This window comes from Acinetobacter nosocomialis (genome assembly GCF_041021905.1).
Lineage (GTDB): Bacteria > Pseudomonadota > Gammaproteobacteria > Pseudomonadales > Moraxellaceae > Acinetobacter > Acinetobacter nosocomialis.
This window is the reverse complement of sequence record NZ_CP157432.1, coordinates 2,357,149-2,381,595: the sequence shown is the minus strand read 5'-3', so window position 1 is coordinate 2,381,595 and position 24,447 is coordinate 2,357,149. Positions and strand designations below refer to the sequence as shown.

At 36.2% G+C, this 24,447-nt stretch carries 34 protein-coding genes; 26 read left to right on the top strand and 8 right to left on the bottom strand.

From position 1 onward, the window contains the following. Window positions 1–3: 3 nt before the first annotated feature. From ABLC00_RS11120 to ABLC00_RS11085, 8 genes are all read right to left on the bottom strand, one after another. Entirely contained in the window at window positions 4–684 is a 681-nt protein-coding gene (locus ABLC00_RS11120) for a PolC-type DNA polymerase III (RefSeq protein ID WP_000644002.1), read from the bottom strand. Window positions 685–854: 170 nt separating this feature from the next. After that, complete coding sequence (locus ABLC00_RS11115; protein WP_017815855.1) at window positions 855–1,226, bottom strand: hypothetical protein; 372 nt, start codon at window positions 1,224–1,226, stop codon at window positions 855–857. After that, window positions 1,223–1,552: a hypothetical protein gene (locus ABLC00_RS11110; RefSeq protein ID WP_001072368.1), complete on the bottom strand. Its 330-nt coding sequence runs from the start codon at window positions 1,550–1,552 to the stop codon at window positions 1,223–1,225. The genes ABLC00_RS11115 and ABLC00_RS11110 overlap by 4 nt, the downstream gene beginning before the upstream one ends. 58 nt (window positions 1,553–1,610) lie before the next feature. Next, window positions 1,611–1,871 (bottom strand): hypothetical protein, encoded by a 261-nt coding sequence (locus ABLC00_RS11105; RefSeq protein ID WP_033846510.1) that lies wholly within the window; start codon window positions 1,869–1,871, stop codon window positions 1,611–1,613. A gap of 85 nt (window positions 1,872–1,956) precedes the next feature. Beyond that, window positions 1,957–2,760, bottom strand: a complete 804-nt coding sequence (locus ABLC00_RS11100) for a DUF2303 family protein (protein WP_033846511.1) — start codon at window positions 2,758–2,760, stop codon at window positions 1,957–1,959. A 39-nt stretch (window positions 2,761–2,799) separates the two neighbouring features. Then, window positions 2,800–3,132 carry a hypothetical protein gene (locus ABLC00_RS11095; RefSeq protein WP_000080848.1) on the bottom strand — a complete coding sequence of 111 codons (333 nt, stop codon included), beginning with the start codon at window positions 3,130–3,132 and terminating at the stop codon, window positions 2,800–2,802. A 215-nt stretch (window positions 3,133–3,347) separates the two neighbouring features. After that, a complete protein-coding gene (locus ABLC00_RS11090; RefSeq protein WP_000922095.1) occupies window positions 3,348–3,623 on the bottom strand; it encodes a hypothetical protein in 276 nt (91 codons plus the stop codon). Between the two features lie 11 nt (window positions 3,624–3,634). Continuing rightward, window positions 3,635–4,324: a S24 family peptidase gene (locus tag ABLC00_RS11085; RefSeq protein ID WP_000550612.1), complete on the bottom strand. Its 690-nt coding sequence runs from the start codon at window positions 4,322–4,324 to the stop codon at window positions 3,635–3,637. 126 nt (window positions 4,325–4,450) lie between these two features. Between ABLC00_RS11085 and ABLC00_RS11080 the strand changes: the two genes are divergently transcribed. From ABLC00_RS11080 to ABLC00_RS10955, 26 genes are all read left to right on the top strand, one after another. Further along, window positions 4,451–4,684, top strand: a complete 234-nt coding sequence (locus ABLC00_RS11080) for a helix-turn-helix transcriptional regulator (protein WP_000335919.1) — start codon at window positions 4,451–4,453, stop codon at window positions 4,682–4,684. A 32-nt stretch (window positions 4,685–4,716) separates the two neighbouring features. Beyond that, complete coding sequence (locus tag ABLC00_RS11075; protein WP_000818521.1) at window positions 4,717–5,091, top strand: hypothetical protein; 375 nt, start codon at window positions 4,717–4,719, stop codon at window positions 5,089–5,091. A 33-nt stretch (window positions 5,092–5,124) separates the two neighbouring features. Next, complete coding sequence (locus tag ABLC00_RS11070) at window positions 5,125–5,325, top strand: hypothetical protein (RefSeq protein WP_000290738.1); 201 nt, start codon at window positions 5,125–5,127, stop codon at window positions 5,323–5,325. Beyond that, the gene (locus ABLC00_RS11065; RefSeq protein ID WP_000200037.1) at window positions 5,322–5,507 is read left to right on the top strand and encodes a hypothetical protein; all 186 of its coding nucleotides are present in this window, start codon (window positions 5,322–5,324) and stop codon (window positions 5,505–5,507) included. Before ABLC00_RS11070 ends, ABLC00_RS11065 begins: the two co-directional genes overlap by 4 nt. Then, window positions 5,504–5,959 (top strand): hypothetical protein, encoded by a 456-nt coding sequence (locus ABLC00_RS11060; RefSeq protein ID WP_000575717.1) that lies wholly within the window; start codon window positions 5,504–5,506, stop codon window positions 5,957–5,959. Before ABLC00_RS11065 ends, ABLC00_RS11060 begins: the two co-directional genes overlap by 4 nt. Then, window positions 5,956–6,585 (top strand): hypothetical protein, encoded by a 630-nt coding sequence (locus tag ABLC00_RS11055; protein ID WP_000218441.1) that lies wholly within the window; start codon window positions 5,956–5,958, stop codon window positions 6,583–6,585. Before ABLC00_RS11060 ends, ABLC00_RS11055 begins: the two co-directional genes overlap by 4 nt. After that, window positions 6,582–7,121 (top strand): HNH endonuclease, encoded by a 540-nt coding sequence (locus ABLC00_RS11050; RefSeq protein WP_000817336.1) that lies wholly within the window; start codon window positions 6,582–6,584, stop codon window positions 7,119–7,121. Before ABLC00_RS11055 ends, ABLC00_RS11050 begins: the two co-directional genes overlap by 4 nt. Then, complete coding sequence (locus ABLC00_RS11045; protein ID WP_000078472.1) at window positions 7,118–7,726, top strand: hypothetical protein; 609 nt, start codon at window positions 7,118–7,120, stop codon at window positions 7,724–7,726. Before ABLC00_RS11050 ends, ABLC00_RS11045 begins: the two co-directional genes overlap by 4 nt. A 5-nt stretch (window positions 7,727–7,731) precedes the next feature. Further along, the gene (locus ABLC00_RS11040) at window positions 7,732–8,118 is read left to right on the top strand and encodes a hypothetical protein (protein ID WP_004708298.1); all 387 of its coding nucleotides are present in this window, start codon (window positions 7,732–7,734) and stop codon (window positions 8,116–8,118) included. Next, on the top strand, window positions 8,115–9,593 hold the full coding sequence (locus ABLC00_RS11035) for a DNA cytosine methyltransferase (protein WP_004715049.1): 1,479 nt from the start codon (window positions 8,115–8,117) through the stop codon (window positions 9,591–9,593). Before ABLC00_RS11040 ends, ABLC00_RS11035 begins: the two co-directional genes overlap by 4 nt. A gap of 3 nt (window positions 9,594–9,596) precedes the next feature. After that, the gene (locus ABLC00_RS11030) at window positions 9,597–10,640 is read left to right on the top strand and encodes a hypothetical protein (protein WP_000124477.1); all 1,044 of its coding nucleotides are present in this window, start codon (window positions 9,597–9,599) and stop codon (window positions 10,638–10,640) included. Next, window positions 10,637–11,401 (top strand): ATP-binding protein, encoded by a 765-nt coding sequence (locus tag ABLC00_RS11025; RefSeq protein WP_006581303.1) that lies wholly within the window; start codon window positions 10,637–10,639, stop codon window positions 11,399–11,401. The genes ABLC00_RS11030 and ABLC00_RS11025 overlap by 4 nt, the downstream gene beginning before the upstream one ends. Further along, window positions 11,398–11,931 carry a hypothetical protein gene (locus tag ABLC00_RS11020; protein ID WP_000991091.1) on the top strand — a complete coding sequence of 178 codons (534 nt, stop codon included), beginning with the start codon at window positions 11,398–11,400 and terminating at the stop codon, window positions 11,929–11,931. Before ABLC00_RS11025 ends, ABLC00_RS11020 begins: the two co-directional genes overlap by 4 nt. A 455-nt stretch (window positions 11,932–12,386) precedes the next feature. Continuing rightward, window positions 12,387–12,842: a hypothetical protein gene (locus tag ABLC00_RS11015; protein WP_001136753.1), complete on the top strand. Its 456-nt coding sequence runs from the start codon at window positions 12,387–12,389 to the stop codon at window positions 12,840–12,842. A gap of 962 nt (window positions 12,843–13,804) precedes the next feature. After that, the gene (locus ABLC00_RS11010; protein ID WP_000592658.1) at window positions 13,805–14,494 is read left to right on the top strand and encodes a RusA family crossover junction endodeoxyribonuclease; all 690 of its coding nucleotides are present in this window, start codon (window positions 13,805–13,807) and stop codon (window positions 14,492–14,494) included. Beyond that, window positions 14,495–15,181 (top strand): helix-turn-helix domain-containing protein, encoded by a 687-nt coding sequence (locus ABLC00_RS11005; RefSeq protein WP_001085639.1) that lies wholly within the window; start codon window positions 14,495–14,497, stop codon window positions 15,179–15,181. A 13-nt stretch (window positions 15,182–15,194) separates the two neighbouring features. Then, a complete protein-coding gene (locus ABLC00_RS11000) occupies window positions 15,195–16,031 on the top strand; it encodes a hypothetical protein (RefSeq protein ID WP_006581302.1) in 837 nt (278 codons plus the stop codon). 115 nt (window positions 16,032–16,146) lie between these two features. Continuing rightward, window positions 16,147–16,410 (top strand): hypothetical protein, encoded by a 264-nt coding sequence (locus ABLC00_RS10995; protein WP_000172662.1) that lies wholly within the window; start codon window positions 16,147–16,149, stop codon window positions 16,408–16,410. An 82-nt stretch (window positions 16,411–16,492) separates the two neighbouring features. Further along, a complete protein-coding gene (locus ABLC00_RS10990) occupies window positions 16,493–18,736 on the top strand; it encodes a phage tail tip lysozyme (RefSeq protein ID WP_031952648.1) in 2,244 nt (747 codons plus the stop codon). A 7-nt stretch (window positions 18,737–18,743) separates the two neighbouring features. Next, complete coding sequence (locus ABLC00_RS10985; RefSeq protein WP_031952647.1) at window positions 18,744–19,565, top strand: hypothetical protein; 822 nt, start codon at window positions 18,744–18,746, stop codon at window positions 19,563–19,565. A 160-nt stretch (window positions 19,566–19,725) separates the two neighbouring features. Further along, window positions 19,726–20,433 carry a hypothetical protein gene (locus tag ABLC00_RS10980; RefSeq protein WP_031952645.1) on the top strand — a complete coding sequence of 236 codons (708 nt, stop codon included), beginning with the start codon at window positions 19,726–19,728 and terminating at the stop codon, window positions 20,431–20,433. A 124-nt stretch (window positions 20,434–20,557) separates the two neighbouring features. Next, window positions 20,558–21,499, top strand: coding sequence for a hypothetical protein (locus tag ABLC00_RS10975; RefSeq protein ID WP_031957862.1), 942 nt, complete (start codon window positions 20,558–20,560; stop codon window positions 21,497–21,499). A gap of 198 nt (window positions 21,500–21,697) precedes the next feature. Next, the gene (locus ABLC00_RS10970) at window positions 21,698–22,054 is read left to right on the top strand and encodes a hypothetical protein (RefSeq protein WP_001166851.1); all 357 of its coding nucleotides are present in this window, start codon (window positions 21,698–21,700) and stop codon (window positions 22,052–22,054) included. After that, window positions 22,054–22,392, top strand: a complete 339-nt coding sequence (locus ABLC00_RS10965; protein ID WP_000633139.1) for a hypothetical protein — start codon at window positions 22,054–22,056, stop codon at window positions 22,390–22,392. The genes ABLC00_RS10970 and ABLC00_RS10965 overlap by 1 nt, the downstream gene beginning before the upstream one ends. Beyond that, complete coding sequence (locus tag ABLC00_RS10960; RefSeq protein WP_000176704.1) at window positions 22,373–23,818, top strand: hypothetical protein; 1,446 nt, start codon at window positions 22,373–22,375, stop codon at window positions 23,816–23,818. Before ABLC00_RS10965 ends, ABLC00_RS10960 begins: the two co-directional genes overlap by 20 nt. Then, complete coding sequence (locus ABLC00_RS10955; protein WP_032007579.1) at window positions 23,806–24,420, top strand: hypothetical protein; 615 nt, start codon at window positions 23,806–23,808, stop codon at window positions 24,418–24,420. The genes ABLC00_RS10960 and ABLC00_RS10955 overlap by 13 nt, the downstream gene beginning before the upstream one ends. Window positions 24,421–24,447: the final 27 nt, after the last annotated feature.

Sequence of the window (24,447 nt, the reverse complement as noted above, 5' to 3'; positions counted from 1 at the left end):
CCTTTAAATATTTTGAAGCGCTTTACGCAAATGTGGGTCAAGGTCTTCTTTATTCAGTAGCCATGAGATATATGGGCGCGGTAATTCTTTAAGAGGTGTTCCTTTGTGTTTACCCCAAGTCATTATTTTGGGTAAACGAACTGCTTCAGACATAAGATATAAAGAATTAAGGTCTTTAATTCCCAGTCGTTCAATTAGAGCTATAAGGATAATCCCAGTAAAATAAACATCCGCCCGTGCTGAATGTGCATGTCTTAAATGCTTGCGTGCTTCTTCACGGTTACTCATTACGAAATAGTACAGAACAGCCAATTTATGACTTGTTAAATCAGGCCATACGTCCCTTGCTAAAGCTAAAGTACATATAGTCTTTACCTTAATTGCTGGTCCACATTTATTTAGAGCTTTGATGTCGTAATCAATATTGTGGCCGACAATGAACTCAACACCTTCAGGTAACCGGAACGATTCGCAACTTGGTTGACCTTCAATATCCGTTTCAATGATGTTGTGTACAGCCATTGCTTCTAAATCAATGGGTTCAGGACAAGAATAGAAACGGTTAAAAACCTCATCCTTATGAACTAACAATTGACCATTCTCTAAGCTAAAAGGCGCATAAGCGATTTCAATTGGATAACCATTTAATTTGTTGGTTTCCGTATCTAAAATAATTGCTTTCATTGATCATGCACCATTTAACTGTTAGGCCAACAAAAGCCGCAGTTGTGACATTCCCATTGAGCACCAGAGCCAGAATGACTAACACCTAAAGTGCATTTGTCATTAGTACATCTTGGACAAGTACCATAAATCACACGAAAAGATTTAATAACTAACATAAATATCCCCAACTAGCGTGTACCAAGAAAACCTCGACGAATTTTGTAAGCTTTTCGGTCAGGGGAAGGTATGTGCGTTTTTTGAAGAATTTGACCTAATTCACGTCCTCTACGATATTTAATTTCGGTTTCTAGATTTCGTAAAATCCACTCTTTTGTATTTAACGTATATTGTGAAACAGGAGTTAATTCATTGTTTTCATTAACCGTATAAACACGAGTTAAAGTGTGATTTGCAGCATAAACTGTATAGCCAAGACGGACTTTGTATAAACCATGTTCTTCATCCTTCCCTAGGAATTCACGGAAAGTTGATTTTTGGTTTACTTGACCATTCAGATTATTTTCGTAACGTTTAGATCCTCGTAAATAGTTTGTTCTCATTGTGCACCACCTAATTTAACTACATGTACTTGAACATCAACAGGTTCGCCTGAGTTAAATTGTTGTTGCCAATGTTGCGTCTTCTGCTCACGCACTTGAGCCTCTGCATCACATGCATAAAGGAAAGCAATAGCTAATGCACTAAATATAAGGAAGCATAAAACATACGGCCATTTACTATCTTTTTTAAACTTTAGATCCTCTGCTGATGGATGCTGATAAAGTTTAGAAGTAGCTGGTTTATTTGTTTTATTCCCGCTAAGTTCAGGCACGAAACAAATAGGTGTAGATGGGGTAGATTGACTGTTTATATATTTCTGATTCATAATAATTTGCCTTTATACGTACAGTATTGGTAGAAAAAGCCTCGATAGCCGTCCAAAGTCATTGAGGCTTTTTCATTTGTGTTAGGTCAGCATTTACAGACATTTGCGAAGGTTTATATCTGTACTTAAAGCCGTTTTTATTAATGCGCTCTTCATCAATTAAATTTTTCGCATTAATATTTGTGATTTCCATGTCCTTCCAATTTGGAAAGTCTTTACTTGAACATTGAATAACACGACCACAAGCCATAGCTCGTAACGCCTCCGAAACGCTAATCAAGCCTTGTTCGTCTATAACTTTGTCTTTGTAGTGATCCATGAGAGTTCACCTTTTGACGATTACGTAGTATTGGTTGAAAAAAGCCCCGATAGCCGTCCAAAGTTTTCAGGGCTTTTTTTATTTCTTAAGATTTAAATGACCCGATTCGAACAGGGTTCTCAGGGAGTAAAGCTATTACTTTTTCTTTGAAATCTTCAATAATTTCATTACGTAATAACTCTTCTTTGACAATTTGAATGGCAAACTGAGGTGTGCTGCCAGTGCTATTCACAATTAAACGTAATTTGATTTCTCGTTCTGCAAGACCTAAGTAAGCTGAATCTTGGATGGTGAAATAAGCAGGTAATACGCCTTTTTTAGCTGACGCCGCAATTTGGGCCATTTCAGATTGAACCTGACGTGTGTTTTCTACTTCAGCGTTACTAGTAGTCGATGCTTCAATTTGCATATTTCGTACTGCAACAAGGGCATCTTTAATATCAATAGCATTATTATTTTCATCAAATGCATTAAGTACTTGAGCCCAATCTTCTATGAAAACAGCAAAGTTACGTTGATCTAACTTATGGTCTTTAAGTTGATTTAATTTTTTCCATACAACAGTTGATTCTAAACATAAAGAAGCTAAGTAGTCACAATGGCCTTGGGCTTGTCCTTCACCATGGAAGTTAAGAACTGCAATAGCTTTTACGTCATTTTGATTAACAAAAATTGGTGTATCTTTACCGCCTTCTGCAATTACAAAATCCTTAAAGTCATTAAATGTTGGTGTAGTAAATTCCCCATGAGGACGGAAGCGAGCTTCCATAAATTTTTCAGCAGCTACAACACTATAGTCATGATGCAATGCTACAAGCTGACCACGCTCAAGTGGAATTACAGGTTTAGCTAAACCTAGAAATTTTTCGATTTCGATTTTTTCAGACATGAAGGTCTTTCCTTTAGTTGAGTAAAAAGATTTTAAAAATTAAGCTTTTTCTTCAAAAAGCTGGTCAGTGTGTTTAGCAAAAAGCGATACATCACCACGTGTGTTTACATACATAGGTGTTTTGTCACCGTGTTCTTCGACACTTTTACCTTTTGGGAGTGGGGCATTTGAAATTAGTTTGTGCTCTACAGTAACGTTGTTGTGACCAACGCCTTTAGAGAACTTTAATTTAATTGTGATCTCGCCGACTTTTTGTGTATCAACAGCAGCACTGGCAACCTTACTAACTGCATAGCCAAGTTGTTTTGCAAAGGCTCCGCCATCGATGTCATTGATAAATTCTTCGCAATCTGTGGAGCGTAATTGACTCATTTTTTATTCACCATGAGATGTGTTGGTGAAATTATTATTCATCAATGAATAGATTAAATCAACAACAAATTATTCACTAATGAATTAATTGTATATAAAACAACCAATATGATTTATTTAGGGCAAAAAAATACCCAGTATTAAACTGAGTATTTCGTATATATTTACATGTATTTACAAGGGTTAACATTCAATTGAACGGAATCCAATCATTTTTAGTTTTTGATCAAATTATTTTTAGTCAAAATCATTAATCTTGCTAACTCATGATTAAAACTATTTAAAGCTTCTTTTATATTTAAAGATGCTAAATCATGGTTTTCAAAATTATCTAAGATGAAAGATTGTTCAACTAACGGATGGTGTTCATTAGAAATATTTTTAATATTTAAAAGAATATTAGCAGCTAATTCAGGTTGAGTTTTTATAACTTCTTCTGCAAAAGTTGTTAAAACAGTATTAATTCCTTGAAATTCAGTTACTTTCAACATCTTATTTATCCTTAAAACTCTCTATGCATACCAACGACTTTACCAACCAACTTACATTCTTCTGTTAGCTTAATAATTTGTTCAGGCCATTTAGTATTTAGTGGCTCTAAATATTTTTCTTCTCCATCTTCAATTATTAATCTCTTAAATGTAGCTTGTGTATCACCAGCACAAGAAACAATAACTAAATCATTGGTTTTTAAATCAAAAACTGGGTAGTCTGGATTTACATATATTCGATCACCTGGTTCAAATTTAGGTAACATTGATGTACCAGTTACAATAAGTCCATAACCATTTTTTCCAGCTTTCTTCATTGGTGGAAGCCATTCAAGTACTTCAGTGTCCTTCAATACTGTTTGAACATCTGTAAATGAACCTGCTGCAACCCAAGAAATAACTGGAATTTGCTCTCCATCTAATTTGATTTTATTTGATAGATTTACATTGTTATCTAACACCAATTCATCTAAATCATTATTAATATTATCAATGGCTTCTAAGTCATTATTGAGCAGTGTATTGGCATCATAGCCTGCCCAAGAGGCTAATTTTTCAACGGTAGATATCTTTGGTTCTTTATATTGCCCATTCTCCCAACGAAAAAGTGTAGGTTGTGGTACTCCAGACTTTTTACTAAGACCTGTAGTAGTAGTGCTGTATTTTTTTAACAGGTACTTAACGTTTTTTTGAAGGTGCATTTTTCCAACTCCAAGATGGATAGCTAATTTTATTCAAAAATGAATATTTTTTGTGAAACAATTCATTAATGTATTGACAACTATTCATTAGTGAATAAAAATATGCCTTAACACGGAGGCATTTATATGTGCATGAATATTCAAGATAAGGTTATTTACCTTTCAAATAGTCGAGGTTTGACTCAACAGCAAATCTCAGAAAGAACTGGGATTTCTCAAAGTTCTGTTTCAAAAATTGCAAGTGGCGAACAAAAAGAAGTTGCTTATAACAAAGGTGTTGCTTTAGACGCGTTAGTTGCCTCTGAACAGAAAAGAGAATATGAGGAATCCAAGACAAAACAATTAAATCGATCTGCATAAAAACCAATTTTAGGAATGTATGAGGCATAACCATGGCTGAAAAACTTCTTGCAAATGCATCATCGAAATTAACTTTAGAAGAAAAAGCAAAGATGGAATGGATTGCCAAACTTGAAGGCAAGAATTCCTTATCTAATCTCATCCGTTCTATGTGTAAGAAAAAGATTTCAGAAGTAGAAGGTGAGATGGCAGGTAAAAGCTCTCTCGAGGTAATAAAAAACATTTGCACTAGAAAAGTCTCAGAAGCTGAATCTGAATATCAGTTTCTCAGAAATGTTTTTTGTGGGTCAAAAGATAACGGGTATACCAGAGATACCTTCGAATTAGTGCCTTTACGGGCCGAAAAATCGCGGCATACAAATGCTAGTGATAAATCAGTCCAGCTTGATCTACTTAGCTGGAAATAAAAAACCACTCCCTGCGCCAACAGGAAATGGTCTATGGCTGTTCAAACCCTTGGAAGAATGAACGTGAGTAATTTAGCAAATCATCCCTGCTCAGGCAAATGCACTGATTTTAAAGAAGAACAGTGCTCAACTTGTCTTATAAATCAAGATGCCCCGCATCAAATCGTAAACACTCAAACCGATGAAGAGAAATTTCTAGATCGTGCATTCAATGCACAAAAGGAGATTTCATGACTTCAGAAAAAAAGGTTTGGCCGTTAGGAACCAATCACACTGATTCTGAGGGAACGCCGTGGAAGCGTGACGAGCAGAACAATTGGTGGTTTTGGCAAGAAAACTTTGGCTGGTCACGTTATGTAGGTCCAGTGAACCAAGCTTTCTTAGATTTACGATTTGAGGTAGGGACTGAACAGTGATTTTTGAATTAATAAACCTTAGTGATAAATGTACATTTGAAGCACCAAATTTAAAAATTGCTGCTTTAGTTACTTGTGTACTTGGAAATGGTCAATACTCCGCGAAGGGGATAAAACATGATTTAGATGTTCCGTTCTTTCTTTTCGGTGGACATGAAGAATGGTTTATCTCTAAATTTGGAACAAATTTTGAAGAAACACTTATTCAAGTTCGAGATGAAGAAAAACAAGATTTAGCAGATAGCTTTAATAGCGTTTTATTAGGTTCCTACCTTGACCGAACAGCTTTTTTCAAAGCTTACAACTTAATTAAAGATCCAGCTGAACAAAAAGAATGGCGTAAGCAGTGGTTAGATGAAAGACGCTCTTCTTTTAATAATATCTGTGAACGTGCTTGGAATTATGCTGAACAAGTGAGCTTGTATAAACCAGCTCAGGAAGGTGCAGCATGACTGTACGACCAATTTTATTTAATACAGAAATGGTTAGGGCCATTTTAAGTGGCAACAAAACTCAAACTCGTCGAGTTATTAAGCCACAACCTACACTTAGTCAATCTTCTGGTTTTAATTGGAAAGGTCACTCTTACGGTATTAATTCTACATATAAAGGTACGATTAAAAATTTTGTAGATAGCAATCAAGTATGTCCCTTCGGAAAGGTAGGTGATCAACTTTTTGTACAAGAAACTTACGGCACCAAAATTAGAAGTTTAGGTGGAACTCCTCATGAGTCATTTGTCTACAAAGCAGATAACCCAAATGAAATTGCTTATTACGACTGTAAGGGAAAGGGGTATCCAGTTAGATGGAAGCCATCTTCTCGTATGCCTCGTAAAGCATCACGTATTTTGCTTGAAATAGTTGATATCCGTGTTGAGCGTTTACATGAAATTAGTGATGTAGATGCTAAGGCTGAAGGTTTTGATAAACCTAAAACTGATTCAACTATGCAAAGCAATAATTCTCATAACCCAGTTCTTAACTTTCAAAAACATTGGGAAGCAATAAAAGGTAAAGAATCTTGGAATGAAAACCCTTGGGTTTGGTGTATTTCTTTTCGGAGGATTGATCAATGAAAAGATGTCCATCGTTTAACAGTTACTCAGTCACTGCAGATGGGAAAGTTTTTACACACCGTCGCAAGGGTAGGTTAGCCAAAGGGCTAAATAGAGTTGATTTTTCATACTCAAAAGAACTATCGCAATTTACCACTTCAAAAGGATATCGCACCGTTTCTGTATATATCGGTAATGGCAAATCAAGACCAATTGGTGTTCATCAACTTGTTGCAGATGCATTTATTGGGCCTGTTCCAGAAAATCAAGAAGTACGCCATCTAAATGGGATTCCATCCGATAATCGTTACGAAAATCTAGCTTATGGCACAAAACAAGATAATGCAAATGATAGGGTTCAGCATGGTGGATATAAGCAGGGGGCATCACATATAAATGCAAAACTTAATCAAGGGCAAGTAGAGAGCGTTAGGAAAAAACGTGCATCAGGCTCAAAAGTTAAAGATTTGGCAAAAGAATTTGCTGTAAGTACTAGCACTATTGAGTCGGTCCTCTATGGCAAGTCTTATAAAGTTAACCAAGGTGGCGCCTCATGAGCCAGATTGTATATAGAGAAGACAATTTCATTGGGGAACTTTTAATGGAAAAGTTCGTCTTTAAAAAAATAGGTGAATATAAGTCAGACTGGGCTTTAGCTTATGTTGATCCAAATAATTTATATAGTGCTGGCGGTGGACGTCTAACAGTCGTATTAAGTAGTTTTACCGGTTCCGCTTTCTTTTCTCATGTTGGTCAACCAACTTTTAAAGAGTTCATTGCCCAATGCTATGCTCCTTATTTACTTAATAAACTTTTTCCTAAAATTGAAAAGTGGGTAGATGTTGAGGATGGTAATGAAGTTATTGAATATATAGCTATCAATAAGCTATCTGAATTAAAAGATGGTCGATCAAGTGGCGCAATTTCCAAAAGAGATCTTAGAAATTTTTATGAACACCTTAAAGAAATTGAATTCGAATGTTTTTCAAATTTCTTTGACCAGCTCACTTTTAAAGACCGATCAATCATGTGTGAACTATTTGGTGAAGACTGGCTTTGGGAAAGTGGGCCATCCAAATTAAATCCTGATTACGTATACCTCGAAAAAATGCTGGTAGATGTGATTTCTGAATTTAAGAAATTAATTGGATTGGATGGGTGAGCGATATGAAAAATAAACTCATCGTTGACCGCAACCAAGCTAAAAATATCCGCGATAGGGAATTATGCGAAATAGCGGTAAATATGCGAATTAAGGAAGGGGAAAACAATCAATTTCGTGCGAGAAAAAAATTTCTCAATCAAGTTTTTTGGGTAGCTGAACCCCTTTGTAGCATTAAATGTGGACCTGAAAAATTCTACGGTCATTTTTCCTGTGATCCGATTCCTGAAGGTTGGAGCCGTTATACACTTGATAGACCAGGAAGTAGGGTTAATTTTGGTGAACATCGCTTTTTAGTTGAGTGCACTGAAGTTAAGACATTTAAATATTCTGCAGGTCAATTATTCACTGTTTTACTAACGCTTAAAAAAGTTAATGGTGGTGCATTATGAATATGTGCCTCAACCTTAACTTATTACCTCATGAATTGATTGTTGATAATTTTGCAGGTGGGGGGGGAACATCTACTGGCTTAGAAAAAGCCTTTGGCCGTCCCGTTGATATTGCTATTAACCACGATCCTAAAGCAATTGCAATGCATCGTGCTAATCATCCAAATACTCGTCATTTTTGTGAGGATGTTTGGGATGTTGACCCTGTAAAAGTTACTAACAATCAGCCTGTAGGACTGGTTTGGCTTAGTCCAGATTGCAAACACTTTTCTAAAGCAAAAGGTGGAAAACCGGTTGAAAAGAAAATACGTGGTTTAGCTTGGATTGCTCTTAGATGGGCTGACTTTACACGACCACGTATAATCATGCTCGAGAACGTTGAAGAGTTCAAAACTTGGGGCAGACTAGGAAAAGATGGATTCCCGAGTAAAAAGCACAAAGGTGAAACATTCAGGTGCTTTGTTAATGCATTACGTCATCAAGGTTATAAAGTTGAATGGCGAGTAATGAGTGCTCGGGATTACGGATCTCCAACTCTAAGAAGACGGTTTTTTCTAGTTGCTCGCCGTGACAACTTTCCTATAGTTTGGCCCAAGCCTACGCATGCTGCACCAGATAGCAAAGCAGTTAAAACTGGGAAATTAAAACCATGGCGAATCACTGCAGAATGCATAGATTGGTCAATTCCTTGCCCAAGTATTTTTACTCGTAAGAAACCTCTAGTTGAGGCAACTTGTCGCCGTATAGCAAATGGTTTAGTCCGTTATGTGATCAATAATCCAGAACCATTTATTGTTCCAATGGATAAGGTTAAAAGCGTTGCCCCAGTACTTACTGAGTGTGCAAATGCATCTAGCCCAAGATGTATGCCTATTGATGAACCTTTACGCACAATTTGCGCAGGGGTGAAAGGTGGGCATCATGCGTTAGTTACTGCGTTCATTGCTAAGCATTATACGGGTGTAGTTGGTAGTGATATTCGTGAACCACTTCATACGATTACTGCAAAAGATCATAACAGTTTAGTCGTCAGCAACCTGGTGAAACTGCGTAATAACAACATTGGTCAACCAGTAGATGAACCATTACACACCATTACTACAAGTGCGGGTCATTTTGCATTGGTACAAGCATTTTTAACTGCCTTCTACGGTAGTGAGAAAGACGGAAATAGCATTCATGAGCCACTTCGTACGATACCAACACGTGATCGTTTTGGCCTTGTAATGGTTAAAGGTGAGCTGCACCAAATTGTTGATATTGGCTTCCGTATGCTTCAGCCAAGAGAACTATTCACTGCACAAGGTTTTGAACCTACTTACATCATTGATCATGGGATCGATGAACATGGAAACACTATCAAATTAACTAAGACAGAACAGGGAAGAATGGTAGGTAATTCTGTACCTCCTCAATTCTCTGAAGCTTTAGTACGTGCAAATTTTGCACATGAACACTTATATGAGGCAGCTTAAGAAATGGCAAGATCTAGAAATATTAAGCCCTCATTCTTTATGAATGAAGACATTATTGAATTACCTTATGAAGCACGATTGCTATTTATAGGGCTTTGGACTTTAGCAGATCGCGAAGGCCGACTCGAAAATCGACCTAAGAAAATCAAAATGTCTTTATTTCCTGCAGACGATATAAACGTTGCAGAACAGTTAGAGAACATTTCTAAGTTTGGTTTTATCGAGTTATATAACGCTGATGGTATTGATGTTATCCATATCGTTAACTTTGTTAAACATCAAAACCCACATGGTCTTGAGAAAGATAGTGAGCTACCTGACAGAAATGGCATCTACACTGTCTATCAACGTAATCCAAAAAACAAAACAATTGTTGGAAAGGCAATTCAGCTAAATAAAGCTGATCTAAAGCATTTTTACGATAAAACAGGTCCATTTGCCCCTCAAAATACTGGTTCTGCTGTTGAAAACAGTTATCAAGAAAGCGAATCGAATCAAGCAAACAGTAGTGGAAACACACAAGAACAGTTAGATAACGGTTCTAAAACTGTTTCTATCTCAGACCAAAACGCCCTGATTCCTGATTCCTTTAATCTGAATCCTGATTCCCTTAATCTGAATCCTGATTCACTGAATCCAGAAGGGAATAACAACTCCGCCGTTGGCGAAGTTGATTCATCGACTCAAGCAAAATTTAGTTTCAAGAGTGCTTTGAAAAAAAATGGTGTACCTGAGAAAGACGCTGCTGAGTTCTTACAAGTACGTAAAGCCAAGAAAGCTCAAAACACCGAAAACGCTTTTGACGCACTTTTGAATGAAGCCCAAAAAGCAGGAATCACACTTCAGCAAGCCGTCGAATATTGTTTGAAAAGACAAAATCCTTGGGGTGCCTTCAAAGCATCTTGGTACCTAAACGAAAAACCCGAAATGACTACTGGTCAACAGTCTAACCATCAATCGTTACCACGCAACGTAAATGATCAATGGGGAGCGCCAAAGAAATATGAACCGGTTGCTCACACAGCTGTGAAGGGTGAGTTGATATGAACGCAGTGCCTCAAAAATTGGAATATAAAATTTCCCATACAAACCAGATCTGTAAGATCCACAAAGAATACATGATCAATGTACATGGTCGAATCGTTTGTCAGTCTTGTGTTGAAAAAATCATGAAGCAGTCAAATGAAAAATATGAAAGCGATAAGAATATTCGTATTTTAAATTTGAAAATGGCTCGAGCTGGTATCCCTAAAAGACATGTAAATAGCGGCTTTAGCAACTATGCAGTAACTCACAAAGGACAAGACAAAGCTCGTAAAACTTGTGAAAAGTTCACTATGGATTTCAATGCAGGTGTTTTTAGAAATTTACTCCTTGTTGGTCGTACTGGAACAGGTAAAACCCATCTAGGTTCATCTATTCTGAAAAATATCATCATTAAAAACTGGGAGGCTATTTACATTACGTCTGCAGACTTAGCTGAAGATATTGCGGGTGCCTATCGCCGTAGCGGTGATAGCGAAGATGAAGCACTAAAACGTTATGTGGGCAAAGATTTATTAATTATTGACGAATATGGCTTACATGACCGTGCTGAAAAACGTCCTCACCTGCTTGAGAGTGTTCATAAGGTTCTACTTACTCGTTATGACGAGATGAAGCCAACAGTAGTGATTTCAAACCTAAGCCTTTCTGAGGTTCGCGATGATCTTGGGGACCGGCTTTGGTCAAGATTTCAACATGATGGCTTAGATATTGTGGAATGTGATTGGGATGATGCTCGTATAGGTGGAGGTAAAGCACAGTGAACGCATTTGTTGATATGAAAAAATCTGAATACGCATTAGTTGCTTACTCAAACGTAGCAGCTAAATCTAAGGAGCGAAAAGCATTAGAAAAAGCAGTTAAGAAATGGCTGAAACATCCTGGTAATAAAATTCGACACGTTGAGTCTATAGGGCGTGATCTCAATATGCCTCACGGCACCGGACCTATGTATAAGCGTTTATGTTGTCGTTGCGAAACTTGTGTCGAATGGGCGCTTTCAACTGGTTTAATCAAATCTAAGCCAAAACCAGTTGTAAAACGTGGTCCAGATGCTCGCCAATTGCGTATTTTGGCACAGAAAAGCCAATTGACCCCCTACGCTACAGCTTTTAATGAAGATTGGGATTTACTGGCCTTAGAAGTGGATTATTCAGTTACGGCATTTCAACTTGAACGTATTTATCAAGGTCGTTCTGAAATTGATCACAACTTTGTTTGGAATCGAGTTAAGCGTGTAGCTGATCGTTTAGTTGCTGAAAAGTTAAGAGCTAAAGGGGGTGGGTGCAAATGAAATCTAAAGCAACCAGCAAAAAACGCTCAAAAAAATACAATCCAAACAAGCTAACCCCGACCCAAGTTCAAGCTAATCAGAAAAAGGCTTAACTACGAAGAGAAGCAGCTAAAGAATATGAATGCAATATGGGGTCCATTTCATAAGATGTAGGGACTAGATGGAAGCAGAGAAATTTAAAGAGAGAGGTTAATTGAGCATTTTCTAAATTACTTAATAGTACCAACTTGAATAAGGGCAGCTAATACTAAATCAGCCATTTTTAGGTTTGAGCGCTTTTTTCGCTAGGTCTATTTCTTAAAAAAGAAATAGACCTTTTTATTAGGAATTACTATCTTAATATTTTGATATTACTTCAAAATTTAAAATAAAAAACTTTGAGTAAATTCTTGTAATATTAATTTAATAATTCTATATTATAGAATAAGAGGAAATTATGAAATGGAATTTGTAACATGCCACAATATCTTTTTCTTGCTGAGACTATTTACAAAAAAATGAAAAATGAAAAACTATTTTCTAAAGATGTTTTAGAAAATATGTATATTCTTATGAAGGTGATTCGAAAAGAAATTAAGGGTACAGAATATAAGCTGAAATATAATTTTATTGATTTCAATGAAGTACTGAGTAAAAGTAAAAATGATTGTAAGGTAAAGATTGATGTAAGTTTGATTCCTTCTTATAATTTAAGAGAAGAATACATTTTATGGTTAGCTGGGTTTATTCAAAAAATTACTGAAGGGGGCCCTAAGCCACCCCCTCCTATCAAAGAATATATTCCCGAGTTTATAAATTTGGAATCGGAATTAGATTTTTTAACCTTAAATTTAGAAAAAAATCAAAATAATGGGGAAGAGATTGTAAATTATTTTAATTCCAAACATTATAAAGCAACTTTTAAAAAATAGTTTTCTTAGTCCCGTTAACTAATTTTAGAAGTTTTATTCTTTTTGAACTTTTACTTTTTTGTAGCAGCAAAGAAATTAACTTTGCTAAAAGCTATAATTATAATATTTGTAATAATTTTAAATTTTTTTAGATACTTTTTTAAAAAAAATATTGATTCTTCAAAGAAATTCATTTAATTTAATATTGCTAAGTAGCCATACTTAGTATTTCAGGTTTATGTGGATTTCATAAGCTCATTTCTGGTTCGGAAATGAGCTTTTTTAATTCTTTGTTATTTCTTATAATGGGTTTTTATAATCATGTAAAATAAAAATGATAGAATGATCAAAATTGCTGAGAGTACAAAAGCTACGATGATAGTTTTCATTTTTTGATGCTTTTTTATGAAGAAAACTTTTAGAGAGTAATATTTTAGCTTTTTTCTGTCAATATACTCCTATTATTTTAAGAAATATTATTCTAGTGAGTTTATCAATTAAAGAATCAAGCTTATTTAAGTTGTGGATAAATATAATATTTTATGTAATTTATGGTTGATGAAAAAGAGAATTTCTGAGTAAGAGTTATAAAAGTTTTAGATTTCTAAACAACCCCTAGGTAATAATTTTATAATAAAGGGAAACTAGATGTGGCCTTTAAAATTTTGGTGTGTGATGCAAATCCTACGTAAAAAGGGTTTGGATATTAAATTACTAAAAAGAAGGAAATGATAGGGGCCCCTATCCTAAAAGTGCTGACACATTGGTAAGTAGGACCAGCTCGATGTTTTTTTGAGGATCAATATATTTTGCATATATAAAAGAGAGCATTTTTTTACAAACAAAAATAATGAATTGGAACAAGGGTACTTCTAAATAAATCTAACGGTTAATAATTCTGGAACTAAGTGTTTTTAAGGATTATGTCATGCAAGAAGAGCTTCAAGTTTATGTAAATCTTACTTGCTTGATTTGAGGTCGTTATGATTAAAAAAAGTAACCGCCGTCAGTGGAGCGAGTTTTTCTCCAATAATAAAAGACAGGAATTCTTTAAGGATTTCAGTGTTTCATCAGGTAATAACAAAGTTAAAAAGCATAAAGCTAGCTCAAATAAACATGTGTTTTTCCCGTGCCATGTAGAAAAAGAAAATGATGGTGAAAATAGTGTGTATAGGGGAAGTACAGGTGGTGTTATCATTTTTGGTAAGCAATACATCACAATCAAATTGCCTTATGGATTAAGCGCTAACGAGATTTGGCGGGCTACAATTGATCAGAACGGAAAGCAAAGAAATAGTCTTTCAGTAGGTGCTAAAAAGTATAAGGACAAGGTTCAAAAACAATATGGACCTATGTTTAGAGCACTTAAGTTAAAAGCTATCGATCAACTTTGTGAAATACGGTTAATTGTTCAGCCACCACTTAAAACTCGTTCTTACAGCGCTAAAACTTATCCACGATTTGATATTGATAACTATCCAAAACTACTAATTGATAGTGTCAAAGGTGATGGCTTGTTATTCAAAGACGACAATATTTTCATAAGTGAACAAATTAAGCTGGCAGAACCATGTGAAGAGGGTTGTGTCTGGCTTTCGTGCGTTTTTACTGATGAAACTGATTGGTTGTCAAAAACTGTAGATTTTGATTGGTTAGCTGGGAGAAGCATTTAAATGGCGAAAAAGAGCGATTTGCAACGTCGAGTACTTATCGGAAGAAAACTTGCAATGGCGCGTGACATGGCTCAATTACGTCAAGAAGACGTAGCATTAGAAATATTCGGTACACCGCATAAAAATCGAATGAGTGAAATCGAAAATGGTAAGTTAATGCCAGATGCAGAATTACTTTCTTTGCTATGTCAAAAATATGGTGTTTCAGCTGACTGGATTCTTGGTTTTACGATTGAACCGGAACTAGATAAAACAGCTTCTGTAGCAGGTATTCTGTTTAACAGTCTTGGTGAAATGATGAGTGAATATACTCAAGCTATGGCATTTCAATTGAGTATGGCTGCGGCACAGCATATTACTTCTTTCCCTAAAGCCTTAACGGTTGAGTTACTTGAAGCCTCAAAGGGGCTTATTCAAGCATGTTTATCTCAAGAACAGTCTATCCAAGAAAAGGTTTTACCTGAACTTCACACCCTCATGCGTATAGTGCGTGAGTGTGAACAAAATCGTGCGAAACAAATCCGTAACTTAGAAATGGCTATCGATGATGTATTCCAACGCGAAGAGAACGATTTACAGCAAAAAGCTCTAATTGATCTGATCCAAAATAAAAAACGTTTTAGCAAGGCTTCTTTACAGCAACAAGCTATAGCTGAAGTAAAACAAATAGGTCTATTTACTGAATAAGGGATAGACTTTAATGGCTCGCAAGATTGAATACTCGGAAGAAATTTGGAACCGGCTAAAAGAAGTCTATGAATCTTCTCCTAAGATTACGTGGCAAGGTTTAGTTGATCAGGTTGGCGAAGAACTCGGTTGTGAGATGCCTTCGCCATCCGTTGTACGCCGTAAAGCACTTGCGGAGAAATGGAAAAAGAAAGCTAAATCTCTAGTCAAAAAGACAGCTCAGGAGCTTAATAAAGAGATTAAAAAATTGACCAAAAAAAACAATGGTCAAGAAGATACACAAGATACTGAAAAAACTGAAAAAAGTAATAGTCAAAATTCTGTCAAAAAAACGTCAAATATTGCTGAATTTAATAGTCAAAACTCAAAAAATAGTGGTCATAACAACGGTGGCCGTTCTACAGTCAACGAGAACTATCTAAAGTCAGCTTTGGTTGTCAAAAACAACCGTATAAGAGCTCATAAGCTTGGAGAGTTAATTACAGACACTATCGATAGTGTTATTCATATTAGAGATGAAGTACTGAATTTAAATAATCCAACTGAGGAACAATTAGCATTAGTCAAGTTCAAGATGGGACTTATATGTCAAGTTGTAGATTTAAACGTTAAGCAAAGTATCAGCATTTCTAACATTGCCAAGACAGAAGCAATGTTCTGGGGCTTAGATGTAGATGATCTTAAAGACCAGTCGGAAGTTCAAGCACGGCGTAGTTCTGTTATTTCGGGTGCTGAAGAAAGAATGGCAATCGCTAAAGCTAATATGAAGAAGAAAAAAGAAGAGGCGTTTATGCGTAAGTTAGCGCTAATTGAAGCAGGTGAAGTAGAGCCAGATGATAAAAATGAATAGATTTTATATAAAACTTTACACCATTGAAATTATTATCTTTCTATTAATTATAATGCATGTGGCATTTATATTTTACAAAGTGCTTAAAATCATTAATTAAATAGAGTATTAAGTTATGACCCTTATTTCAGCAGCAGAAGCAGCTAAAATCTCAGAATCTGCACAGCCATCTACACTTGAGGAATTGAAACAAGAAGTAGGTGTATTTATTACTTCTCTTGCCGCAAAAGGACAGAAAGAAATGACTTTCACCTTATCAAAATCAAGAGCTACAATGGCAGTAGTCAATGAGTTACAACAGTCCCTAATCGATCTAGGATACCAAATTGAATTAGATGTTTTGGATCATAATAATTATTTTCTAAAGATTAAGTTTTAATTAAATTTTTGGTTGGAACACTTAAAAATTCAAAAATAATTATGATTCAAAATGCCCTATATCAGTATGGGGCATTTTTGTTATGACAGATTCAAATCACAATAATCCAGTTTTATCTTATGATGAACTTGGTTTCATTATTGGTATGAAACGAGTTGAAAAAAAAGTAAGTACGATTGATTCAAATATTGAGAAGATCATAGATATTCTTACGCAAAGCTTTGAAGAGCAAAAAGCACAGTTTGCTAAGCCTCAGCCAAAACTTACTGAATTTCAAAAGATGCTTAATGCTGTCAATAATAGACCAGCTTTAGACTTCGAAGATTTATTAAAAGAAAAAGCTAATCCAATCACTCAATCTTTTGTTGTAGCAGACAAGCTGGTCAAAGACTTTGCTGATGTTTTAGAGCAATCAGTTAATGATCTTAATACAGTAAATAAAGAACAAATCAACCGACCTAAGGCACGAAAGTCAGCTATAGAAATTAATAGCCATGAAGATTTGAATAAGGTCGTAAGCTCATCTACACCAGAACGTGATGAGAAAGGGCGTTTTGTTTCTAATCAAGATGATGTTAAAAACCAATCCGCTATTAGCAAAGTTGCCCAAACAATTACCACGGCGGTAAAGGGTGTAATGCCGAACTCACCGCAAGGTGTAGATCCTACAGTTGATGCAATCAATGAAGTTGGTCACTTACTTTCGCCTGTACGCCGTGCTGCTGGTTTAGCATTGCGCCCATTAACAGGATTGATGCGTAGTAAAAAGCGAAATGAGCCATTACCTCGTGAACAAGAGAACCATAACCGCAAACAAATAAAGTTATTGCAGCGTATTGCCGATAATTTGGCGTCTAAGGGTGGTTTGTTAGGTTCTCTAGGGAAATTGCTTACTTCCGTGTTATCTGCTGGTGGTGGGCTTCTAGGTGGTGCTCTAGGCAAAGGAAAGAAAGGTGTAGGGAAATTAGGAAAGGGCTTAGGTAAACTTCTTAAGTTTGGCCGTGGTCTACCCGTAATAGGTGCATTGGCTGCTGGTGCATCATTATTAGATTGGAATGAACAAAGCACACAAGAAAAGGGCGGTACGGTTGGTAGTCTTGCTGGGGGCGTGATTGGTGGTACTGTCGGTTCTTTAATTGGTCCAGCTGGTACCTTAATTGGGGGCATGGCTGGTTCTTGGATTGGGAATAAACTTGGAACCGTAGTTGCGCCGTATTTCAAAGAGTGGACAGATTCTTTAATTGCTGCAGATGTACCAGGTATTATTAATACTGCTTGGAAAGGATTTGTAAGTTATGCGTCTAATGCTTTTGAACAGGCGAAAGGTACTGCCTCAAAAGTTGTAGACGGGGTAAAAGAAACGGCAGGTGATACATTAGATTTCATTAAAGATAAATTCAACCGATTTAATCCATTTCATGATGGTGTTCCAACATGGGGAATCGGGCAAGGTGTTTATAAACCGGGTTTTGGTGCAAATGCTAATGTAGCGCAATATGGAGCTACTGTTGCACAACCAGTCAATCAATCCGCTGCTAGGGATGAGGCATTAAAGTTTTTTACTAGTAAGGAAGGCGGGAATTGGTCACCTGAACAAGCCGCTGGAATTGTGGCGAACCTAGAAGCTGAAAGTGGCTTTAAACATACGGCTATAGGTGATAGTGGTAAAGCTTTTGGAATTGGTCAATGGCATCCTGATAGACAAGCAAAATTTAAACAGAAGTTTGGTAAAGATATTCGTCAATCCTCATATCAAGAACAATTAGCTTTTGTGAACTGGGAATTAAATAACAATGAATCATCTGCAGGTAAAAAGTTGAGACAATCTAAATCCGCTAATCAAGCTGGTGCAATTGTCTCCCGATATTATGAAAGACCTGCAGCAGTTGAAGCTGAAGCTATGAAACGTTCAGCAATGGCGCAAAATATCCATGTTGATGCAGGCAAAAGATCTCTACTTACAGATAAGCAAGATAACTCTAAAACATTAAAAGATGTAGAAGCTAAAACAGTGAAGAGTGCTTCTGGCATTGAGCCAAAGCAAGGGAATATCTATAACCAAACAAGTAGAAAACTCTCAGGCGTTTTAAGTTCTCAAACTCCACATATACCAACTCCAAAAAGGGATCTTAGCTCAAGTGGTACTAGTCTAAAAAGTACTCCTTTAACAAAAGTACCAGCTTTTAAACAGCCACTTAATACTCCAAATCCTCAGGAAGTCGTTGTTGTTAATGGTAATAATGGTAATATCGGTCAAAATGTAAATGATAGATTCCTAGCACATGCTTTAACTGGTGGGATAGGAATGGGAAACTTAGAAGGTTAGTTTATTAATGACTCTTAGAGCTTTAAATTTAACGGTATTAATTACTATGCTTGCATTAGCTGGTTGTAATAAAAATAATGAGCAACCAGCTGAAGGTTCTAACTCAGCAATGCAAGAACCCGTTAAAGCGGAAGCAACTTACGATTTTACATCTTTAAATGAATCTGATTTTTTGAATCAAAGTATTTTAATAAATGATGACAAAACCTATAGAGGAATTAGATTTCATGATTATGCTGTAGGTACAAAGCTAATTGGTGCGGCAAGCATTGACTCAATTCAGAAGGTTGATAATCACACTTTAGCTTTAGCATCTTCACGACCACTAATAAATCAAAAAGCTGGTTTATATGGGGTACTGGCTAATAAAGCTAATTTCGAAGGTAATTTAGTTGTTTTAATTTTTGATCCAAAGTTACAAGCAAGGGTTATAGAAGGCGACATAATTGCATTTAAGGGCACTGTAGCGCCGTCAGATGTATTTACTTATACAAACCCTATAACTAATCAAATTGAAGAGTTACCAATTATATATGTTCATTTCTATCAAGCTGGTGAACTATCAATACAAGGTATTAACGATTATTTAAAAAAACAATCTTCTGAAATTCCTAATATGATTCAAGACAAAATTCTCCAATATGAAAAGCTCAATGATGCATGCCGTGGCGGTTCAGGTGATGAACCCAAAACAATTGAAAGTTGTGAAGCAAGAGATACGTTATATGTTGATATTAAAAACGGCGGATGGTGTTGGGGTTCGGAAAATCAAAATGCTGCAGGATCGGATTTGAATTGGCTGCCTTGTATAAAAGATAGATATAACTGAAATGAAAAAAAGAAAGCCAGCTAAAACAGCTGGCTTTTTTATTACCCGGAAAAAATAAAAACATTAATTTTATTGATATTTCCAATGTAATTGGTCATATATTTCTTGAAAATTAATATTCATATATGCATAATTCGCGCGCGTTTTAAGGATTATGTTAATGACAACAACAGCTTATGATACTCATTTCATGGCTTCCGACATAGCCTTTACAGTGAATCGTACAGAAGTTACTCTAAATATTCCTTTTAGGAAAGTGAAACGTTTGGGCGATATTGTATTTGGTATGGCTGGATGTTTATTTTGTATGAGAGATTTTAGTGAGGCTCTTATTGATTTTATCTTACAAAATAAAACACAATTTGAGCTTCCGAGATCTATACTAGAAAAAACTAGCAGCGATTTTATTGCATTGATCTACTTAAGTGGTTCTTGCCTTAAAGTTTCAAAAATGGTAAACCATGCAGAGTTTACAATAGAAAACATTACTAATGTTCCTACTGTAATCGGTTCTGGGAGTTTACATACTCAACATATTATTCAAGATTGCCCTAATGCCATAGCTGTTGTTCTAGAAGCTATTAAATATGATCAATATACTGCAGGGGAAGTTAAATATTGCAGTATTAAACGAGAAGAAGTTCATAATTTGGAAGCGCCTATCATGTCTACAACTCTTAATAATCAAATACAAATGTTGCAAACAGAGATTGCTGAAACAAATCAACTTGTTGGAAATGGCAATACTTATCACGCTAATACTGAAACATATCATCATGGTGAACCAGTCAAAATTTCTACAGAATTAGGTTTACAAATGTTTCAACACAGTTTAACGAACGTCCGAAATAAATTAACTACAAATTAATTTTTAGTAAAAACCTGCATATGCAGGTTTTTACTTTTAAAGGTTATGAAAATTAATGGAACTTACTTAATTCTCAGAATAAATTTACTTAGAAGATAACCTCATTGATATGAGGTTATTTTTCATGGGCAGTCTTAATCTTGCAGCTGTAACAGCTACTACTCCATATATTAAAAAGATCCAATCAGCATTAGAAAAGGCAACAGGCCAAACTATTGTCACACCAGAATTTCGCAAAATTAAGCGTATTGCTGGTGTTAGCGTTTTACCAGTTGCATTTTTCTTTTCAGGTGGCGCTACGCTCACACTTTATGTTCGTGCTTTAGCAGATGTGGTGAAGGCAGAGCTTAATGACAAAGTTATTGTGTTATCTGGTGATTTTAGTGATGACTATAAGCCAACATTTGAAAACGCCGTGAGTTGCGTCGCTAAACTTATCCGTGAAGCACAATCAAAGATTCAAGAACAAAATAAACGGGAGAAAGTCAGTTTGCCGCCGCGCCGTACTTCTGTAGATCAGAAAATTAAAGAAGTACAAGAACAAGAACAAAAGCTAGATGAAGATTTAGCAAAACAAACCGCTCAGCGTGACCAACTGAAGGAACAAATTGAACAAGCTAAGCAACAACTGGGTATAAGTTCGGAGGCTGGTCAATCCGAACTGGGAAAGCCTGAATTTGATAGTGCGAGTCCAATCAAATCAGTTACAGCAAATATCACGCGTGGTAAAGCTGCAATGAACAAAGCCATTATGGAAAAAACCACAGTGCATAGAGCAATGTATCGTAATGATCTAGGCTGGGTAGATTTTGAGTATGGCAGTGAAAAACAGGGTATTAAGCATATTATCAAGCGCCGTATGGAAAGTGATGGCATGACATATGATGAAGTTGTGCATATGCTTGTGGATACTATTGTGCAAACAATCGCTCAAGGTAGTACACAACGGCGTACAGAACGTGGATTATCTACAAGAATAAATATTGTATTTAATTCGCATGAAGCGTCATTGATTAAGCGAGAAGGTAGTAATGCATGGCTGCTTACAGCTTTTGAAGTGCATTAAAAAAGCCCGGTAGTTAGAGATGGGTTGCGACATCTTCTAACCTACACTTATGACCCTATACGTTCTCGTGTCATAAGTGGAGCGGGCTTTGTATATATAATAATCCATGCTTTTCCTATTTTCAAATCTGGAACCATTCACGCTTACATAAATACAAAAGCAATACCCTTAATACAGTTCTTATTAAGGGTGTTTTTTATGCAAATTCAAATCGGTATTGATATTGTCTTAATTCTTGCATTTTTAGCTTATCTTTCCGTTGTTACTGGATGGAATAGCAAGAATAAAGCTGCGTATATTAAACAATTCCGTCATGTGCCTATAAGCCTCTTATTTAAAGAAATCAGATATATGTATTTCATAAGTATGGCATGTGTATTGATCACTATTATTCTTGTTGATTGGAGAATCTATAACGTTGCTTCATATTTTGATGCATTAAGCGTTTCATTATGGATATTCATAATCTATTTCACCATTTTTTCAACTTATCAGATTGGCACCGCAATACTAGTAAAGCTTTTGATGATTTTCAGTAATAGAGCAACTTCCTAATGATCACATCTAAAACAATTTTAGACATGGTTGAGTACTGGCTTAATCATCCGGTTAATGGGAAGTATGGTTCTGACTTTGGTGCACCTCTTTATGATTTGCTAATGGCACCTTTAGACTCGAGGGTGGCAGATAGTTTTCTTATTAAGATGAAAAAGGATCTACCAATATTATCTGAGCTTAACTCTGACCAATTAGCCCTGTATTCACAAACCGAAGGATTTGAGACGGTTCATATTCATTTAAGCATCATGAATGTGAATATAGATCTTAACCAAGTAGCAGACCGATTGGGTAAATCAGTAACAGGTGAGACATATGACATTAACGCAAGCTGATTTTGAAGCCCAGCTCCAAGCAGCGATAGATGATTATGAGATTCAGGAACGCTATAAAGCTCAAGATCCACTTGTCGTTCACCAGCTGCGTTCTATGGCTAGTTTTTTGACTGCATTTGGTCCAGAAATCGATATTGCTTCAATTGAACCATTTACCAAAACACGTGACCGCTCAATTATTGCGGATGCTACAAATAAAGGCATTTTGCCTATAGGTACACCGTGTCAGCACTTAATAGAAATTATCAACCGGTCAACAAATGCTGTGAGCTTAAGTCAAGGGCGAATGATTGAGGACCATAGCGGCGGTAGAGTATGGCGGTTGCTTCAATCAATTACTGTTAAAGCTGGTGAGACGGCGGAAGTAATAGCAGAACAAAGTGAATACCGTGAAATTAAATATGTTGTACCAGTTACTGAAGGGTTCCATAAATATCGAATAGACCTTTTAGAGGACCTTTCACTTGCAAATATTTCGATTAAGCAGGGCAATAATAACTATGTAATTAAGCCGCGCTGGATGAATGTTGAACCAGGTGAATATGCTGTAACTGTTACTACAGATAATCTAAGAAGATTGTTTATTGAGTTTGGCGATTCTGAGAGAGCTGGTCGTACTCTGCAAGCCAATGAAACGGTAATAATTGGAATTCTTGAGACATACGGGGAAGTTGATGTTAATCGTTTAAAAGATGCGGCTTTACTTGATGTACTTTCTAATGATGAACAACGCATATCAGTGCGTTTTAAAGCTGGTGGAGTGATTAGAGAGGGCGTAGATCCGTTAGCTATATCTGAATTACGTTTATTATCAAGCTATCCATCGCTTTACGATGAAGATGCTGTATTTCTGGGTAACTTTGACTATGCGGTCCGTAAAAAATTCATGAAACGGGCACAGTTTATTTCTGTTTGGAATGAAACTTTGCAAGAGCAACACTTTGCCATTACATACCGCGACATTAATCATTTAAACCTTGTGGTGGTTGCCAAGAACCCAGCTGAACAAGCAACGTTAGAACAAGATATCTGTCAGTATATTGGTTATTGCGATAACTTGTATGAAGGTAAAGTGAATGTACATGAAGCTGTAGAAAAGCCAATTGAAGTAAAAATTAAAGGCTCTTTGGCTTCTGTACATAACACAGATATGGTTAAGACACAGATCAAAGAATTACTTGTAGAACGATACGGGCGTGAATCATTGAGCTCAAGTCGTTGGCTGGTTAATGGCTTTAATACGCAAGAAATGGGGAAGCTGATTAATGACAATATTGTGGCTTTCCAAGACCGGATGAGTGACTTTACCATTATGCTTTCAAATGAGTTGAATAAGCCTAATGAGTGGGTGTATGTGACAAAAGACAGCATTACTGTTGAGTTGGAACGCACCGCTGATATTTCGGGGGCTACATGGACCCTATAAGCTTTACTCGGCCTATCGATGAACACTATGTGAGTACGGGCTTGCAAACCGCACTTGCTAAAGCATTTAAACAAGTATTTGCACAAAACTTTGAGCAGTCCATTCAAGATTTATTGGATTACGGTTGTCCTCATATCGGTAGTAAAACAGTTGTAGAACGGTTCTCTAAACAAAACGGACTTGTTGTATTACGCCGAAATAACACCTCTGACACGTTAATGCGAATTATCTATGCCAATTGGAGCAGCATGGGTAATAAAAGAGGATTAGCGTTTTTAGAGTTTGTTTTACGAATGTTGTGGGGTAAAGATCATTTTCAGATTATCCGGCTATGGCACAGCTTGGAAAAGCTAAAAGAATATCCAGCCTATTTGTCTGATTTTGAAAAGCCAAATTACTTCTTAACAAGTCGGATTAGAATTGTTTTAGATAAAACTGTTGATGCAAATGAAGTGGTAGAGCTGTCACCGATATTACGGCGTTTAGTACCAGCCAATATTGTCGTTAAAGTTCACTCAATGGCATTTGATAGAGATTTAGGCGACACAAGCTTTGCAGCGGCATTAGCAGCTAAGCCTTATGCAGTCTATAACTTCCTTTAATTCAATTGGAACTGTTGAGTTAGCGCT